Below are 17,634 nucleotides of genomic sequence, written 5' to 3' on the forward strand. Positions count from 1 at the left end.
AAGAAGCTATTATAATTATTAAAGTATTATCAACTATAACATTGGGGGATATAAAATGGAAGAGTACATAATAAACGATAAATTAAATTTATTTATAAAAAATAGCGAGATGATAAAAGAAATAAAAGGATCATGGCAAATGGGAATGATGCAATATAGCTGTGTACTATCATCTACAATAAAAAATCAAAGTATAAATAAACTAGCAGTAGAAGAGAGTATAAATGTAATTAAAGAAAATACAAGTATGTTCTCAAACTTTAGAGGCCACAGTATGTTTTATCTAGCAAACATACTATCAACAAAGTCAAATAGAGAAGAAGAATTTAAATCAATAAAAAATATATATGATAAATTAAAAGAAAAGAAATTTATTAATGACTCATATTTACCATTTACAGCAATAATAATACATTCAAATAAAGATAAAATGGACATAAATACATCTATAGAAAAAACAAAATATGTATATGATTTTATGAAAAAACATCACCGTTGGTTAACATCAAGTGATGATTATTGTAGAGCGGCACTTATAGCTATAAATTCAAATGACTTAGATAATGATCTAGAATACATAGAAAAGGCTTATGAAATATTTAACTCAAGAGGATTTTTTAAATCAAATAACCTTCAGTCACTATCTCATATAATGGCACTTGATAAAGATAAAAGTGCAAAAACTATAGATAAAGTAATAAGAATTAAAGAGTTATTAGAACAGGAAAAATGTAAGATAGATGGCTATGGTTATCCATTAATAGGAGCATTAGCACTTATAGACTATGATGAAAATAAAATAGTAGAACAAATAGTGAGAGTATCTAATAAACTAAGTGAAGTAAAAGGATTTGGAAACTGGGCATTAGGAAAAAATAATAGAAATATGCTTAGTGCATCAATAGTAGCAGCGTCATATGCACAATATTTAAATGAAGACAGTAATGTAGATTCAATAAGTAGTAATATATTTTTAGAAATAATAATAGCTATAGAAATCGCAATGATGGTAGCTATTATAGCATCAACAGCTGCTGCAGCCTCAAATTAACTTATCCAACAAGAACTTTTGTATGGATAAGAGAATTAAGAGATAGCGGCACAACTAATTAATTCAAAGCAAGAGCTTTTTATAAGGCTCTTGCTTTATTTTATTTTATTTTACTTTTTTTGAAACTTTTTAGATGAATTTGAAGTCTATGTATTGTAAAATATAAATCCCTACTTTTTTTCGTGTAGGCAATAACTGATGTGTTATTGTAAATTTAATAGAAAGGAGTTGTTTTATGAAGGGGTATGATGGTTTAGTTTTTTTATCTGAAGATGAACTGGTAAAAAGAAGCATAAAGGGGAACGCTGAATGCTATGAAATACTACTGAAGAAATACAAAAACTACTTGTATAAAATCTCTTACAGTTATACAGGTAATGAGTCTGACGCTCTAGATATAGTCCAAGAGTGCGTGTGTAAAGCGTGGTTAAATATAAAAAAACTAAAAAAATATTCCTCGTTTAAAGCCTGGATCGCAAAAATACTGATAAACTGCGCATGTGATTATTGCAAGAAGAAAGGATTGCCAAATCTTGAATTTACAGATTCACTCACAGCTGGAGATAACTTTGCATGTGATCTAAGCGAGAAGATAGATATTAATAATGCTATTTATTCATTAAAATATGAATATAAAACAGTACTTATATTGAAATACTTCGATAATTTGACTATAGATGAAATAGCTACGATAATGGGGGTCCCATCTAATACTGTAAAAACTTACTTGAGACGGGCTAAGATTGCTATGAAAGATATTTTAAAGGAGGATTATTTGTATGAAAGATGATTTTTTTGACAACATAGAGGTTTCTGCTGAGTTAGATAGAACGATAGAAACAAGTGTGAGAGCTGCTGTATTAAAGAAGAAGAGAAAAAGGATGAAAAATTTTTCTTTATCCATTGCAGTATTTATTTTGGGAAATATATTTTTTTTAAATACAAATTCTTTTGCCAATACCAAAGACTTTTTTATTAGTATAGCGAGTTATTTCAGCTCATCTAATGATTTAGATGAATATAAAGCTTCAATCGGTTCTTCTATTAGCAATGAAGGATATACTATAACAATAAACGAAGCACTAGTAGATGAAAACGAACTAATCGTATCATCTACTATAAAATCTGATAGTGGAACTTTTTTAGACGAACAAAAATTTCAAGCTACGATACTAGTCAATAACAAAAAACTTTCGTATGATTCAGATGAAATGTTAGAGCGTAAAGATAGTTCTACAATTAACAGCATTAGCACATATAGGTTTAAAGAAGCTTTGACAAAGAATTCAAATATTGAGATTCAGTACCAACCTTTAATTACAAATGAGAAAGCTGATGTTAATAAAATAGAGGGTTCTTGGAATTTCAATTTCAATGTTAATCCAGATGTATTAAAGGAAACATCCGCTACTGTTAAGCTAGATAAAGTTGTAAATTTAACTCATAATATTTCAATGAAGCTTACAGAGTATAAAGGTAACATGTTCCGTTCTAAAATCAAAACTTCAGTTACTGGTGATATTTCTAGTTTAGAGGTCAAATTAATCGGATCAGATAATCTCGGCAATAAATGTGAATTCATTGTAGATCGTTTATATTTAGATGAGAATTTAAGTGGTTTCGTTACATTTGCGCTTGATAATCAAAATAGTAATATAAATACGAATGCAACATCTCTTATACTATATCCCTATTCAAAACCACTTGACAGTAATGAAGAATTTGATAAATTAAACAATACAATAATCATAAATTTAAAATAAAAAACAGAGATTTTTCTCTGTTTTTTTTATTAATTTGTATTGTATTGGTGTTAGTACAATATCATAGATACATTTAATCGAACGAACTATAATTAAGTCAATCAAAAATATATCCCTTATATAAAATGATCTTAAAACTTTTTCAAAAACATATCACGATTTATGTGACCATTATTTTTTACATTATAGTAATAAACGTTGCAACACAACGGTTAGGTTAAATTTTTCAAATGGAATGTAAATACTTAAATTAAATCATTGCCTTGACATATGAAATCTCTAATGATACTATTTTATTACAAACCGACGGTCGGTATTAAGGAGGCTATAATGTTAAACAATAATTTATCAAACCAGACATACGAAGATATTCTATCTACTGCGTATAATTTTTTTATTGAAAAGGGTTATGAAAAAACAAGTGTACAAGACATTATCAATGAACTAGGTATTTCTAAAGGAGCTATATACCACTATTTCAAATCAAAAGAAGAAATATTACAATCAGTACTACTTTTAGAGAAAGAAAAGGCTAATATCTACTTAGATAAGTTAATTCAAGAAGCCGATGGATGTAATGCTAAAGAAAAGATTAAGTATGTATTAAATAGATTAATGAGTGATGAAAAAATAAATACAACAAATAGATTCTTACTTAATCAAACAAATAATAGTAAAGCCATTATTCAAAGTATTATTCAAACAGTGAATATAGATTCAATTAAATTCTTTGAAATAATTAAAGATGGGGTTAAGGATGGTTCATTAAAGACAGATTTTCCAAAAGAATGTTCAGAACTGTTACTTTTACTATGTAATATATGGTTAAATCCTATTTTATTTAATAGGACATATGAGGAGACAGTAAATAGATTTGTATTTATTCAATTTACTATGAAGCAATTAGGAGTAGATGTTATAGGGGATGAGTTATTAGATAAGGTTAAAAATAATCTTAAAGGGGTTGGAATAAATGAAAACACTAAATAGTAAAGCTTTAAATAATAGAAAAAAAGCAATGGAATCATCAAAGAAAATAGTTAAAGATTATAATATATTTACAGCACCTTTAGAGGTTAAGCAAAAACGTGCTATGCTAGGTGCTACTTGTGGAACTGTTGGAGTTTTGGCTGGTGGAGTGTTTTATGTAGTTAAGTCATATAACATAGCAACAGGATTAATAATTGGAGGAGCAGTAACACTAGGAGTTAATTTAGCAACGTCTAAAGTATTAAGTAAAAAATAGACTTAGTACAAAATTAATAGATTAGATTTTTGACATCAAAATATAAATAAAGAGAGTTGAAGTAGGAGCAAAGACTAACGCTAAATCAACTCCTTTAACATCTTGGAGTACGAACTTTATTTGCAGGTGAGGATGTATAAAAATGTTGAAATTTTTAAAGAGAAAAGATCTAATTTGATATAAATAATATTCAACAAAGTTTAATCAGTTAAATGATCATTAAAAGAAGATGTACTACTTATGATTAATGAAAAAACTTTTCCATCTCAAACTTAAATTTAAAAATTAGTTAGCTTTATCTAAAATATCTAGAATATTTAAGACCAAAAGAGCTGAATTATTAGCTGATATTTTTTCAAAATCTATTATAGAGTTAGTAGCATTATCATCTGCATTATCCGAGATGCTTCTAATAATTAAAAATGGTACGTTATTTATATATGCAACGTGACCAATCGCAGAACCTTCCATTTCAACGCAATGAGGAGAATGCTCTTCAATTATTAAATTTCTTAAATTACAATCTGAAATAAATGATTCTCCGCTAACTATTTTACCAATATGATAATTAAATTTAATAGATTCTATCTTTTTATAGGCTTTTATTGCTACATCTATTAAAAATTTATCTGATTCAAATTCTTCTTTAAACGGGAACCAGTTTGTCATTTGAGATTTACGAACATCATGGTGAGTTACAGCATTAGAAATAACTATATCACATATTTTTACAGATTCACTTAGACTTCCTGCAATACCTGTATTTATTATATGTGTAGCCTTAAATTTATCTATGAGTATTTGAGTGCAACTAGCTGCATTAACTTTTCCAATACTACAAGAAGCTAGTACTACTTTTATATTTTCTTTATCACAAATATAAAATTTAAATCCTGCGTATTCTTCTTCGCCTATTATTTTTAAATTGTCTTTTATAAGATTTATTTCAACAGGCATTGCTCCTATTATTCCAATTATATTCAATGATATCCCCCCTTTAAAAAAATTATAGCACCGTATATTTAACTATGCCTTAAAAAATTTAAATGTATAAAGAAGATGGGTTATAACATAGCAAGAAATGGTAAGAAATTTAGAACTTAAAGTTTTGATTTTAATATAAGTTATAATAAGTAAAGATAGTGAAAGTAAGAAAAATTTCTTTAAACTTCACTATCTTTTTATATAATTAATTAAAATCGGCATATTAAAAATTAATTTTTCGACGCGGTAGTATTTAAGAATTATGCATTGCTATTTTTTTATAATAGGTTCCTCAAAAGATGGAGGTGTTATATTTATTTTAGCATCATGATTTGGACCTGGAGATGATAAATCAAAATATAGTTTAGAGTCTTCAGTAACACCAAAATCTTTATTTGAACCAGTGTTTTTAACTTTATTTAAAGCATCTCTAAATAGAGCATTATGAGCTTCTTCTCTGTTAAGTAAAAAATCTATTGTTTCTTTAACGTATTTATCATCTATTTGTCTATATAAATATTCATACACAACTTTAGCCCTTTGCTCAGATGCTATATTTGATAATAAATCAGCAACTAAGTCTCCTGTCACAGTTACATAATCTGCTGTCCATGGAGCACCAGATGAATTTATTAATACAGGTGATAAACCACATTGAACATGAGTTTGAATTTCTCCAGAACTAACTTGACAATTGTCTACATCATGTCCATTTAGTAAATTTATAGTTTGCGCTACCATTTCCATATGGCTAAGTTCTTCTGCTGCTATATCTAAAAATAAATCTTTTATTTCTGGATCTTTTATTCTAAAACTTTGAGATAAATACTGCATAGCAGCTTTTAACTCTCCATTACCGCCTCCTAATTGTTCTTGCATAAGAACTGCATATTGAGGATTAGGTTTTTCAACTTTAACTTCATGAAATAAGGCTTTATCGTGTTTAAACAAAACGAGTTACCTCCCTTTTAAGATTTAGTTTTATATTTATATATATCAATATATTAATTTTGCATAAGAATATATGTAAAGAGGCTGATTTATAGCCTTTTTTACAATTCATCTGTAGCAGCATAAAAAAGAAATACTATTAAAAATTTAATAGATTTCTTTTTTATCTACTTAAGTCTATCAAGATGTTCTTGTAATTTTCTAGCTTGTAAGCCTTCAGTTTCAGCAAATTCTTTAAAGCATTTACTTAACTCTTTATCATCTACATGTTCAGAGTAGCTCATAAAATCTCTTACTTTCTCTTGAGTATCTAATAAAGCTTTTTTTACACAATCTTGTGTGTTCATTTCCATATTATCACCTCCATATGTATCCTATAATATTTATCTCTTTATATAAAATTTATTATGCATAGTTATAACTAAAAAATAATCATTAAAATTAAGTTATGTAAATTTATGTATTTCAATATTATAAAATAATATATAAAAATTAAAAGTTTCTTTATAATAAAATAGACTAGGCTAAATTTAAATTTAGCCTAGTCTATTTTATTAGCAGATATCTTAACTCCTAATTTATAAGCGTTGTCTAATACCTTTTTATTTGATTTAGTAGAGTTTTTTTCAAAAGCTTTTGTAGCTATAAGTGTTTTGTATTGTTCAAGACCCATACCTTTTAAATGTTTTGCTGTATACTTAAAATACTTTTTAAATAAAAAAGAAAAAGGAGCAGCTTGAGTATATACCATTATCAATTTCTTTTTACCAAAACGAGGAATATGTTTTGCTTTATCTATTTCAGTTAAAGGATACAATCTATCAAGTAAAAGCTTTGTCTGAGCAGATACTTGGCATATATAAACAGGTGACCCTATTATAATGTAGTCTGCATCTTTTATTTCATCATAAATTATTTGCATATCATCCTTAATAGCACAATCGTGTACTTTTCTACAATATAGACAACCTTGACATCCCTTTATATTCATATCATTTAAGTGGAATTTTTTTATAATTGCATTATTAGAGGTAGCTCCATCTAAGATTTTTTGAATTATTGTATCTACATTACCATTTTTCCTTGGACTACCCACGAATGCTACTATTTTAATCATATAAATTCCCCCATATTTAACATACTTCTTCTAATTTTTTTTCATTAACTTAAATTCTTTTTTTATAAAAATTAAATACATTAGCGTTATTGCAAAACATAGGATTGTAGATATATATCCTTGTACTCTAGTATTATGTATATTAACATTAGCTTCATCCGCTAAGCTCACTATCGGAACCCCAAACATTGTAATATTTAAAAAAAGTACTACTATAAAATAGTCTTTATCTCTTTTTAGCTTATCTAAATTAAAAAACAAAAATTTTTTATCCATAGAAAATATCTCCTTTATATAAAATGATATTAAAATTTTTCAAAAATATATCACGATTTATTTTACCATTATTTTCTATATTATAGTAGTGAATGTTGTAACACAATGGTTAGATTTTATAACAAAGTGACTATTTAGACATAAAATATGCCCATTAAGGTAATCTCATTGATTTGATTATGTTTTAATGATAATTTATTTAGACAAGAAGAAAGAGTTTTAATGGCAAAGGAAGTATTAGAATTTATAACCTCTCAAATGAAAGTTTATGAATTACCAAAGATGAGTGATCTTTCTGAGATAACATTGAAAGATAATGAGAAAGCTTTTTATATAACATATAATACAGAAGATATAGATCAGTCAGAGTTTACATTTTATGATGTTTAAGAAAAAGAATTAACTATAAAAGTAGAGAGTTGAAGTATGAGCAAAATTGCCCATACTTCAACTCTCTGCATTTAACGAAAAATATCCTATTGCATATTATTTTGTTGTTGATTTTGCATAGAGTTTTTCATTTTATTATTTTGAACAGAATTTTGCATGTTCATCCCAGCTTGGTTTTGCATTTGTTGGTTTTGAGCAGAATTTTGCATATCCATTCCAGCTTGGTTTTGCATTTGTTGGTTTTGAGCAGAATTTTGCATATTCATTCCAGCTTGATTTTGCATTTGTTGATTTTGAGCAGAATTTTGCATATTCATCCCAGCTTGATTTTTCATTTGTTGATTTTGTATAGAATTTTTCATATGTAACATTACCTCCATTATAGATTTATTAATAGGGTATGTAATTAATAAAGTTTTATACTAGCTTCTTTAAAGGAGCACTCAGCGATGATGAACTTAAAGAAAGTTGATAACTGTATTATACATATGAAAAAACTTGTTAGTATTATTTTTTTAGATAGAATAGATTTGTACAGATAATTTATAAAAAGTACATAAATAGATTGAATTTAGCATTTTCTATAAATTATTAAGTTAGTTGTTTTTGATTGGGAAAAAATGTATAATACAATCTGGACTAATATTCAAATTAGAAAGTTGGAGGGTAAATATTATTATGGATTATAGTTGGTTAAATATAGGGAGTATCTTATTTGGCTTGATTGCAGTGGTAATTCCTATAATAAATCTTATGAGACAAGATAAGTCTACTAGTAAAAGTTTGGGGATAATTTCGGGGGTTAGTATTAGTTCATGCGCTATTTCTTTAGGTATGCAAATACTTTATACTAATCATCTAGTAGGCATACAAGATTGGTCAGCGCTAATGGATATACTACCTACAGTAGCAAATGTTTCGTTAGCACTTATAGTAGCTACTATTGTACTTAATATCATTATGTATAAGATATATAATAAAAAAATATCAATATAGAAATTTAATTAATAGCTACATCTTAGTATAAAAATATTGAAAATACTAAGGTGTAGTTATTTTTATATATAAACTTAATACTTTTAATACTATACTTAAGCATAATACCAATTACATTAAATTTAAAATATAATATAAGTTGTTTGTATTTTAAGCAACGTACGAAGCCGTTTGCTCTATGAAGTGTAGACTGATGCAGTGGCTTAAGTGAAGCTAATTTTTTAGGAAATAAAATTATAAATAAGTGGGTAGGGGAGACAGATGAGTTATTTTAAAAAAATAGTAATTGGACTAGTAATTACATTAAGTTTAATTATTTTAGCCGGGTTTGGATTTGTATATAGCAAGTTAAATTCTATATATGTAAGAGATGAAGCTGTAAAAAGTGAACAAGATAGTAATGAAAAAATGGTAGAGGGTATAACTAATATATTATTGGTAGGAATCGATGGAAGATACATAGACAAAGGGAATAGATCTGACTCTGTAATGTTAGTTACAATAGATAGTAAAAATAAGGATATAAAAATAACATCAATAGCAAGAGATACATATGTAGATATACCAGGATACTCAACTGAAAAGTTAACTCATGCATATGCATACGAAGGAATTGATTTATTAAAAGAAGTATTTAAAGTTAATTTTGATATTAAAATTGATAAGTATATAGCTGTTAACTTTGTTTCATTTATGGATATTATGGATGAGTTAGGCGGAGTAGAAGTAAATATTGATAAAAAAGACATTGATGAAGTTAATAAGTATATAGATGATTGTTATGAGTACTATTACAATAAAAAGGATGAAGTTAAAAAAGAATATATAACTAAATCAGGAACTCAAAGATTAAATGGATATCAAGCACTTGCATTTAGTAGAATAAGATATACTGATAGTGCATTTGCTAGGGATAATAGACATAGAGAAGTAGCTCAAAGTGTTTATAAAGAGTTCTTAAAAAAAGGTCCTGAAGAATATAAAAAATGTGCAGATATACTTTTAGAAAACACTAAAACAAATATAAGTCCTATTCAGATGTTAAACTTAGGATATACAGTGTTTAACATTAATGATAAGGATATAGAACAACTACAGTTTCCCCTAGAAGAACATAGAAATGGTCATATTATAAATGATAAAAAAGGCTGGGTATTAGAGTGGGATAAAGAGCCGAATATAAAAGCTTGGCATGAGTTTATTTATGGAAATGAAAATAAATAGTTAATAGACTCTAATTTATACATAATATAGAAAATATTTTCAATATTAGATATTTATGGTAATATGGTATCAGTAAAAAAGAGTGTAAGCAGGAAAATGTTAACACTCTTTTTAATTTAATAGACGAAAATAAATATTTAAAATAAAACACAACACAAGACTGCGAGGGGAATAGAGTATAGAATGAAAAGTAAGACGCTAAAAATAATATTTATTTTGGTAACTATAAGTGTGCTATTTTATAAAATGTGCTATATATATAACCTAAATCAAGAAGTAAGTAATATTAAAAGACATCATCAATTAAATAATTATGAAAAAGAGGATTTTAAATTAAATAATAAAACTTTAATTTCCTTGCTAAATAAAAATAATAAAAACGTAGAAGAGAATTTTATATTAGGATATTATAGCAAATATAATGGGGATTTGGATAATGCAAATAAGTATTTTAATTCAGCTACAAAGCAAATAAAAAATACTAATAATAAATTTATAAAATATTACTTATACAATAAATTAGCGAATAAATTTATAGAAAGTGATTATGAAAAGGCTAAGCAGTATACTACGATAGCATTAGAAAATATAAATTTAAAAAAGGACAATAAGAGCCATGTTTTAGTATGGAATAGTCTATGTAAGTATATAGATAAGCCTGATGGAGTTTATTTCATTATTGAAAATATGGAAAAAAGCATGGAAAGAAGCAATAAAGAGAATATATTTGGGCTTACAGAAAATCTAGCTACAATGTATTACATAGTGGGAGCTAGAGAAAAAACTATAAAAAGTTTCTTATACGTTATACATACTGCAAATGAAAAAGGAGATACATATTTAAAATCAAAAAGCCTAATAGATTTAAGCTTAATGTTTAATGATGTAGGTGCATATGATTTATCTGAAGCGCTTGTATATAAGGCACTAAGTTATATAAATAAAACAGATGATGATAGAAAATATAACCTAAGGCTATATGCATACACATCTTTATGTGAAGTAAACTTAAATAAAAAAGATACTGAAAATTTAAAAAAATATATAGATAAAATTTATAAACTAGAAGGTAAAATACCACAAGAACATTATAACGATTATTTAGTTAATGCAAAAATATTTGAAAGTATGACTTATGATAAAACAAATGAATACAAAAAATCTAAACAATGTATAGATGAAGCTATCAAGATATTAAAAGAAGAAAAAGAAATCTTATTAGTAGATACGGATATATTAGCTATAGCTGGATATGCAAATTATGAATATTTAATTGGTGAATATTATGAAGCTATAAAATATTATGAGATGGCTTATAATAAAATGTATGAACGAAAAAGCAGATGTTATGAAATATTGATTTTAACAAATTTAAAAGAGCTTTACCATATAGTAGGGGATACAAATAAATTTAATCATACTAATGAATCGTTAGAAAATATATATTCTAAATATCAAAATGAAATCGCTACTTCTTATTTAAAAAATAGTATTAGTGAATATAAAGAAGCAATAAAATTAGAAGCAGATTTTAAAAATAAAATTACAACTTTAGGTATAGTAATTTTTGTGTTGACTGGTTTTATTGTTACTGTAGTATCTTATAATATAAAAAATAAAAGATTAGAAGCAGAGCTAAAAATAGATCCATTGACCAAAGTTTACAACAGAGGATACTTTAATTTAATGTATGATACCTTATTAAAAGGTGATGGTGATATGGACTTTTATGTTGCAATGCTTGATATTGATGATTTTAAGCAAATCAATGATAATTATGGACACCAATTTGGAGACGAAGTATTAGTTGGAATGTGTAGGTTCTTTAGACGAAATTTAAATAACAATTGCTCTATATACAGATATGGTGGAGAAGAGTTTATTATAATAATTAAAGACAAAACTAAAAAAGAAGTTTTAGATAAATGTGAAGGATATAGAAAAACCATAGAAAGCATGACTTGGAGTGAAAATATTACAGTTACTGTAAGTATAGGTGTAGCTAGTTTTAAAGAAAATAAATATAATACTTTAGGAAAAGCAGATGAGAATTTATATTTATCTAAATTTAATGGTAAAAATAGAGTGTCTATATAAATAATCTTATTTAAAATTAATGAAGAATAAAAGATTTATGTTTCAAATTATATGATACTTGCAACCACTTTGATTAACGGATTTGTAAGCTAATTTAGTCATATGCGTTAGTCTAGATATTAATTTTTAATTTAAATTATATTAAATGAATCTTATTTGGTATAAATATCCAAAATAGGTCCATAATTTTAATTAGAATTTATATGTTTAAATTAATAGGATTTAAGAATTAAAAGGAGTGGTTTTTTGAGTAAAAAGAAGATAATTATTGCAAGTATTGCTGTATGGATGATGGTTATATTTGTTATGTCTAACCAACCTGGAAATGTATCGTTTAACATATCAGGTAGTTTTATAGAAATGCTAAAAAATGTTCCTATAATAGGAAGTCTTTTAAATGATATTTTAGTATCAAATAGTGCCCAGTTTATTATTAGAAAGGGTGCTCATATGTTTTCATATTTAACACTAGCTGTACTTTGTTTTATGGTTATTTATGAAGTTAAAAAGTCTAGTAAAAAAGCTACATATATATCCTTTTTAATAGCATTTTTATATGCTTGTAGTGATGAATTTCATCAATTGTTTATACCTGGTAGAGGGGCTCAATTTAAAGATGTAATGATAGATTGTGTAGGTGCTTTTATAGGATTAATGATTGTTAATGCTATAGTTAAATTTAATGAAAATAAAAAATCAAAAGTGAGTGCTGATGATTTATAAAATTAAATTTTAATCAATAAACAAAATCGTTGACGTTATAAAGTGAATCTATTTAAAAATGATTTTTATATGAGGAAACCTTGGAATAAGTATATTTATTATATTTTTGCAAAAGCTTAGAATATAATTATTTTTACATAAAGGAGACCAATATGAAAAAAACATTAATAGCAACACTTATTATAAGTACAAGTATGTTTTTTGTAGCATGTAATAATTCAACACCAGTAAAAGATGAAGCACCTAAAGAACAAGCTACACAAAACAAAATAACAATAGAAGAAGCTAAAGATATAGCCTTAAAGCATGCAAAATTAACAAATGATAAAGTTACATTTGTAAAATCAGAAGAGAATATGGACAATGGGGTAAAAACATATGATGTTGAATTTTATGTAGATAAGACTGAATATGATTATGAAATTAATGCAGATACAGGCGAAATCATAGAATTTGACCAAGATATAGAAGACCATGAAATTAATCAAGATAAAAAGCTTAATAATAACAATGCAAAAATAACTGAAGAACAAGCAAAGGAAATAGCATTAAAACACGCAAATTTAACAAGTGACAAAGTAAACTTTTCAAAAGTTGAATATGAAATTGATAAGACTACAGGCATAGAAAATTATGATATAGATTTTTATTATAATAATCAAGAATATAGCTATGATATAGATTCACAAAGTGGAAAAGTTATATCATATGAAATTGATAAAAAGTAAATATAACTTTAATTATAAAAGACACTGACTTAGATAAGTTAGTGTTTTTTTCTATTGATATAATTATATTTACAGAAAAGTGTGAATTTATTTACTAAAATTGAATTTTAATGCAAAAAAACTATAGTATAGAGAAAAATTATGGAAAAATGATTAAAATTTTGTCTCAACCTTTCCTGTATAAAATAGTCTAAAATGGATATAGAGCAAAGATAACGTTTTCGGTAAAGGGGTTTGTAAAAATATATTATCGTAAATTTTATTAATGACATTTTAAAATTACAGGAGGGAATTATGAACAATTTAGCAGTAAAATGGAATAATATTAGTTTAGTAAAAAGAATAATCATGGGGCTTATTTTAGGAACTATATTAGCTTTAGTAGTGCCAAGTGCTACACCTATAGCGTTACTTGGATCTTTATTTGTTGGGGCATTAAAAGCAATAGCTCCAGTATTAGTATTCTTCTTAGTAATGGCAGCTCTTTGCCAACACAAAGAAGGTAAAAAAACAAACATGAAATCAATAGTTGCATTATATCTTTTAGGAACATTAATAGCAGGAATGGTTGCAGTTATAGCAAGTTTCATGTTCCCGATTAAATTGACTTTAGTTGCTGGAGCTGAAGGTGTTACACCTCCTGGAGGGGTAGGGGAAGTATTACAAACTTTATTAATGAATGTTGTATCTAACCCAGTAAGTTCATTAGCAAATGCAAATTACATAGGTATATTAACATGGGCATTAGTATTTGGTTTAGCTCTTAAAAATTCTTCTGATTCAACTAAGCAAGTTATAATAAATATATCTGATGCAGTATCTCAAGCAGTTAGATGGATAATAAACTTAGCACCATTTGGTATAATGGGATTAGTATTTGATACAATAGCTACAGCTGGTATAGAATCATTATTTAGTTATGGGCAATTAATAGTATTACTAGTAGGATGTATGGCATTTGTTGCATTAGTAGTTAATCCAATATTAACTTTCATAGCAATACGTAAAAATCCATATCCATTAGTATTTAAGTGTTTAAAAGAAAGTGGTATAACAGCATTCTTTACTCGTAGTTCAGCTGCTAATATACCTGTAAATATGGGATTATGTAAAGATTTAGGTTTAAACAAAGATACTTACTCAGTTTCAATACCTCTTGGAGCTACTATAAATATGGGTGGAGCAGCTATAACAATATCTGTACTAGCACTTGCAGCAGCTCATACTATGGGAGTAAAAGTAGATATAGGAACAGCAGTAATATTAAGTGTACTTTCAGCTGTTAGTGCATGTGGAGCTTCTGGAGTTGCTGGAGGATCATTACTTTTAGTACCACTTGCTTGTAGTTTATTTGGTATACCAAATGATATAGCTATGCAAGTTGTTGGTGTTGGATTTATAGTAGGGGTTATACAAGATTCTTGTGAAACAGCTTTAAATTCATCAACAGATGTTTTATACACTGCAATAGCTGAACTTGCTAAAAATCGTAAAGAAGGAAAAGCTAGTAAAATAGCTTAATATAATAAAAGCTAATTTAAAATGAGTTAAATCATCTTAAATTGGCTTTTTTATATATTAAGGTATTATAATTTAAATCCACTTTTGATAGCATCGTGAGGACAAGATTTTTTACACTTACCACATCTTATACAATCAATGTTCTTAGGATCTTCATAGATTTTTATTTCCATATGACAAGATTTACTGCACAGTTTACAACTTGTACACTTATCTTTGTCTATAGTATATTGATAAAAACTAAATCTATTAAATAAAGAATAAAAAGCTCCTAATGGACAGATATATCTACAAAATGGTCTATATATAAATACAGATGATATTATCATAACTAACAATAAAAATATCTTCCAGGTAAATAAAAATCCTATAGTTTGTCTTAGAGATTCATTTAATAATACTAAAGGTATACCACCTTCTAGTGTACCCGCGGGACATATAAATTCACAAAAATATGGTTTAGATATGCCAAACTCGTTAGTTAAAAATATAGGCATAAGAATTACAAAAGTAATAAGTATAACATACTTTAAATATTTTAAGACATTATCTATTTTCTTATTTATCTTTACTTTTCTAGTTTTTATTTTATAAAGAAGGTCTTGGAAAAATCCAAAAGGACAAAGCCATCCACATATAAATCTACCAAAGATTATCCCAAACAAAGATATAATACCTATTACATAAAATGAAAATTTATATTTGATGCCACCTAATACAGCTTGGAGAGCACCTATTGGGCATGAACCCATTGCTCCTGGACATGAATAGCAGTTTAACCCTGGGACACATATTTTTTTAGAGTCACCCTTATATATATTTCTTTCTAAAAATCCTTTGACATTAGCATTGGTAATTATTGTTGCAAATATTTGAGTTAAAGTTCTTTTATCCAATTCCTATACACTCCAAACATATATTAATTGCTTTATTAAAGACTACCTTAACTTCACTTCGATTAACTCCAAATGCTATAAAACCAATGCTTAAAAAAAGTATGATGTACTTTATAAATCGATCTTTCATATTATTATTTTTCACTTTCTAATAGCTTCTTTATGTTATCCATATATGAATCTCTGCTTTGAGCACCTACTATTTCTTCACCTACAATTTTTCCATCTTTGTCTACAAATATTGTTGTAGGAACTCCCATAAGATTCTTTAATAGCCCTTTTTCTAATTTTTCATCACAAGATAAATTATCAAATTTAACTCCTTTTTCAGTTAATATTTTTTTAGCTAACTCAATAGTATCTTCACTGCTAGCATCATTTACTATTCCTAATACATTTACGTCTAATTTTTTTGCTTCCTCAGATAACTTTTGTAAATCGGGCATTTCCTTTATACAAGGATCACAATAAGTTCCCCATATATTTATCATAGTAAGTTTATAATCTTTGAATATAGAACTGTCGATATTTTTTCCATCTATCGTTTTACCAGTAAATTCTACTTTGGTTTCTTGTATTTGTTGTACTTGTTCATCAGAAGAAGTGCTTATATCATTTTTTTCAGGCGTTTTTGAACAAGCAACCAAACTTAATGATGCTATTAAAAATCCTGTTATTAAAATTCTTTTTTTCATATTCATTACCTCCATAAACTTTAAATAAAAGTTATATAAACTGCATTTAAAAATTAGCATTCTTTATTTGAATTTTCAACTGTTTTGACATGAATAGTAAATTTAGCGACCCCATTAGCATGTTTCAAGAGGAAATTTAACTCTATAAGTATTACAAAAATTATACTTGTGGGTAGTGTCTTAAAAGTTTTTATAAAAATATAATATATGTATAAATGTTGATAGAATAGTCAATTAAAAAGCGGGGTTTAAAGGGAGGAATTAATTTATGATAACTTTAGAAACGATAGTATCTCATAGAGGAGAATTAGACGCTACTGATTTAGACGGTGAAATAGTAATGATGGATTTAGACAAAGGTCAATATTTTGCCTTAAATGGTGTAGGGAGTAGAATATGGCAAGAGATAGAACAGCCTGTTAAAGTAGGTGAAATAGTTGATACACTTATTGGAGAATATGATGTAGATAGAGAAACTTGTGAAAAAAGTGTATTAGAATTTATAACGGGATTAGAAAATGCTGAGCTTCTATCAATGGGTTAAAAGAATAAACAAGTTTTTATTTAAGTTAAGTATAAAAGAAAAGCTTTTGTTTATAGAAGCTTTTTTTTTAACAGGTTTAATGAGAGCTAAAATACTAAAGGTTCCTTTCAATAAATTAAAAAAAGAATTAGGTACATACAATACTGAATCAGCAGATGATGTAGTACTAGATGATTATAAAATAGCAAAAATAGTAAGAGATGTTGTAGTAACAATAAGTAAGTTTACTCCTTGGGAAAGCTTGTGTTTGGTACAGGCTATGACTGTTCAAAGGATGCTTAAAAAACGAGGAATTTCAACTACTATATACTTAGGTGTAAATAAAGAAAATAAAAATATGGTAGCACATGCATGGATAAGATGTGGGCAGATGTTTGTGACTGGTGGAGATGGTAGTGGATACGCTACAGTTGCTAAATTTTCTAATTAATA

Annotated in this window: 23 protein-coding genes; 14 read left to right on the forward strand and 9 right to left on the reverse strand. The window is 26.7% G+C overall.

Annotated elements, in window-relative coordinates; all coding sequences use genetic code 11:
- The first annotated feature begins 55 nt into the window (after positions 1–55).
- From BLP75_RS10395 to BLP75_RS10415, 5 genes are all read left to right on the forward strand, one after another.
- Entirely contained in the window at positions 56–1,051 is a 996-nt protein-coding gene (locus tag BLP75_RS10395) for a DUF4003 family protein (RefSeq protein ID WP_092725867.1), read from the forward strand.
- Positions 1,052–1,286: 235 nt separating this feature from the next.
- Positions 1,287–1,841 (forward strand): sigma-70 family RNA polymerase sigma factor, encoded by a 555-nt coding sequence (locus BLP75_RS10400; RefSeq protein WP_092725868.1) that lies wholly within the window; start codon positions 1,287–1,289, stop codon positions 1,839–1,841.
- Positions 1,831–2,814 (forward strand): DUF4179 domain-containing protein, encoded by a 984-nt coding sequence (locus BLP75_RS10405; RefSeq protein WP_092725869.1) that lies wholly within the window; start codon positions 1,831–1,833, stop codon positions 2,812–2,814. The genes BLP75_RS10400 and BLP75_RS10405 overlap by 11 nt, the downstream gene beginning before the upstream one ends.
- A gap of 330 nt (positions 2,815–3,144) precedes the next feature.
- Positions 3,145–3,804 carry a TetR/AcrR family transcriptional regulator gene (locus tag BLP75_RS10410; protein WP_170139069.1) on the forward strand — a complete coding sequence of 220 codons (660 nt, stop codon included), beginning with the start codon at positions 3,145–3,147 and terminating at the stop codon, positions 3,802–3,804.
- The gene (locus BLP75_RS10415) at positions 3,788–4,060 is read left to right on the forward strand and encodes a hypothetical protein (protein WP_092725871.1); all 273 of its coding nucleotides are present in this window, start codon (positions 3,788–3,790) and stop codon (positions 4,058–4,060) included. Before BLP75_RS10410 ends, BLP75_RS10415 begins: the two co-directional genes overlap by 17 nt.
- A gap of 285 nt (positions 4,061–4,345) precedes the next feature.
- Here the strand turns inward: BLP75_RS10415 and BLP75_RS10420 are convergent, their stop codons facing one another.
- From BLP75_RS10420 to BLP75_RS10440, 5 genes are all read right to left on the reverse strand, one after another.
- On the reverse strand, positions 4,346–5,044 hold the full coding sequence (locus BLP75_RS10420; protein ID WP_092725872.1) for a 5'-methylthioadenosine/adenosylhomocysteine nucleosidase: 699 nt from the start codon (positions 5,042–5,044) through the stop codon (positions 4,346–4,348).
- A gap of 270 nt (positions 5,045–5,314) precedes the next feature.
- Positions 5,315–5,995, reverse strand: a complete 681-nt coding sequence (locus BLP75_RS10425) for a manganese catalase family protein (protein ID WP_092725873.1) — start codon at positions 5,993–5,995, stop codon at positions 5,315–5,317.
- A gap of 167 nt (positions 5,996–6,162) precedes the next feature.
- Entirely contained in the window at positions 6,163–6,348 is a 186-nt protein-coding gene (locus tag BLP75_RS10430; RefSeq protein ID WP_092725874.1) for a hypothetical protein, read from the reverse strand.
- Between the two features lie 188 nt (positions 6,349–6,536).
- Positions 6,537–7,112: a flavodoxin family protein gene (locus tag BLP75_RS10435; RefSeq protein WP_092725875.1), complete on the reverse strand. Its 576-nt coding sequence runs from the start codon at positions 7,110–7,112 to the stop codon at positions 6,537–6,539.
- A 30-nt stretch (positions 7,113–7,142) separates the two neighbouring features.
- Positions 7,143–7,388, reverse strand: coding sequence for a hypothetical protein (locus tag BLP75_RS10440; protein WP_092725876.1), 246 nt, complete (start codon positions 7,386–7,388; stop codon positions 7,143–7,145).
- A gap of 222 nt (positions 7,389–7,610) precedes the next feature.
- On the opposite strand from BLP75_RS10440, the gene BLP75_RS18180 reads away from it, so the two are divergent.
- Positions 7,611–7,778, forward strand: a complete 168-nt coding sequence (locus BLP75_RS18180) for a hypothetical protein (RefSeq protein ID WP_170139070.1) — start codon at positions 7,611–7,613, stop codon at positions 7,776–7,778.
- 86 nt (positions 7,779–7,864) lie between these two features.
- Here the strand turns inward: BLP75_RS18180 and BLP75_RS10445 are convergent, their stop codons facing one another.
- A complete protein-coding gene (locus BLP75_RS10445) occupies positions 7,865–8,149 on the reverse strand; it encodes a hypothetical protein (protein WP_139149836.1) in 285 nt (94 codons plus the stop codon).
- A gap of 307 nt (positions 8,150–8,456) precedes the next feature.
- Between BLP75_RS10445 and BLP75_RS10450 the strand changes: the two genes are divergently transcribed.
- The 6 genes from BLP75_RS10450 to sstT all read left to right on the forward strand — a co-directional run bounded on the left by BLP75_RS10450 (position 8,457) and on the right by sstT (position 15,067).
- On the forward strand, positions 8,457–8,774 hold the full coding sequence (locus BLP75_RS10450; protein WP_092725878.1) for a hypothetical protein: 318 nt from the start codon (positions 8,457–8,459) through the stop codon (positions 8,772–8,774).
- A gap of 261 nt (positions 8,775–9,035) precedes the next feature.
- On the forward strand, positions 9,036–9,998 hold the full coding sequence (locus BLP75_RS10455) for an LCP family protein (protein ID WP_092725879.1): 963 nt from the start codon (positions 9,036–9,038) through the stop codon (positions 9,996–9,998).
- Positions 9,999–10,181: 183 nt separating this feature from the next.
- Positions 10,182–12,095, forward strand: coding sequence for a GGDEF domain-containing protein (locus BLP75_RS10460; protein WP_092725880.1), 1,914 nt, complete (start codon positions 10,182–10,184; stop codon positions 12,093–12,095).
- A 246-nt stretch (positions 12,096–12,341) separates the two neighbouring features.
- On the forward strand, positions 12,342–12,818 hold the full coding sequence (locus tag BLP75_RS10465) for a VanZ family protein (protein WP_207645432.1): 477 nt from the start codon (positions 12,342–12,344) through the stop codon (positions 12,816–12,818).
- Positions 12,819–12,970: 152 nt separating this feature from the next.
- Entirely contained in the window at positions 12,971–13,546 is a 576-nt protein-coding gene (locus BLP75_RS10470) for a PepSY domain-containing protein (RefSeq protein WP_092725881.1), read from the forward strand.
- A gap of 294 nt (positions 13,547–13,840) precedes the next feature.
- Positions 13,841–15,067: a serine/threonine transporter SstT gene (gene sstT, locus BLP75_RS10475; protein WP_092725882.1), complete on the forward strand. Its 1,227-nt coding sequence runs from the start codon at positions 13,841–13,843 to the stop codon at positions 15,065–15,067.
- Positions 15,068–15,132: 65 nt separating this feature from the next.
- Here sstT and BLP75_RS10480 read toward each other — a convergent pair whose 3' ends face one another.
- From BLP75_RS10480 to BLP75_RS10490, 3 genes are read right to left on the reverse strand one after another with little or no spacing between them, the layout of a single operon-like run.
- Positions 15,133–15,963 (reverse strand): 4Fe-4S binding protein, encoded by an 831-nt coding sequence (locus tag BLP75_RS10480; protein WP_092725883.1) that lies wholly within the window; start codon positions 15,961–15,963, stop codon positions 15,133–15,135.
- The gene (locus BLP75_RS18605) at positions 15,956–16,093 is read right to left on the reverse strand and encodes a CD1871A family CXXC motif-containing protein (RefSeq protein WP_092725930.1); all 138 of its coding nucleotides are present in this window, start codon (positions 16,091–16,093) and stop codon (positions 15,956–15,958) included. Before BLP75_RS18605 ends, BLP75_RS10480 begins: the two co-directional genes overlap by 8 nt.
- Positions 16,094–16,097: 4 nt before the next feature.
- Entirely contained in the window at positions 16,098–16,658 is a 561-nt protein-coding gene (locus BLP75_RS10490) for a TlpA disulfide reductase family protein (protein ID WP_170139071.1), read from the reverse strand.
- Positions 16,659–16,926: 268 nt separating this feature from the next.
- On the opposite strand from BLP75_RS10490, the gene BLP75_RS10495 reads away from it, so the two are divergent.
- Both BLP75_RS10495 and BLP75_RS10500 read left to right on the forward strand, forming a co-directional pair.
- Positions 16,927–17,202, forward strand: a complete 276-nt coding sequence (locus BLP75_RS10495) for a lasso peptide biosynthesis PqqD family chaperone (RefSeq protein WP_092725886.1) — start codon at positions 16,927–16,929, stop codon at positions 17,200–17,202.
- On the forward strand, positions 17,177–17,632 hold the full coding sequence (locus BLP75_RS10500) for a lasso peptide biosynthesis B2 protein (protein WP_092725887.1): 456 nt from the start codon (positions 17,177–17,179) through the stop codon (positions 17,630–17,632). The genes BLP75_RS10495 and BLP75_RS10500 overlap by 26 nt, the downstream gene beginning before the upstream one ends.
- Positions 17,633–17,634: the final 2 nt, after the last annotated feature.

The organism is Romboutsia lituseburensis DSM 797 (assembly GCF_900103615.1).
GTDB lineage: Bacteria > Bacillota > Clostridia > Peptostreptococcales > Peptostreptococcaceae > Romboutsia_F > Romboutsia_F lituseburensis.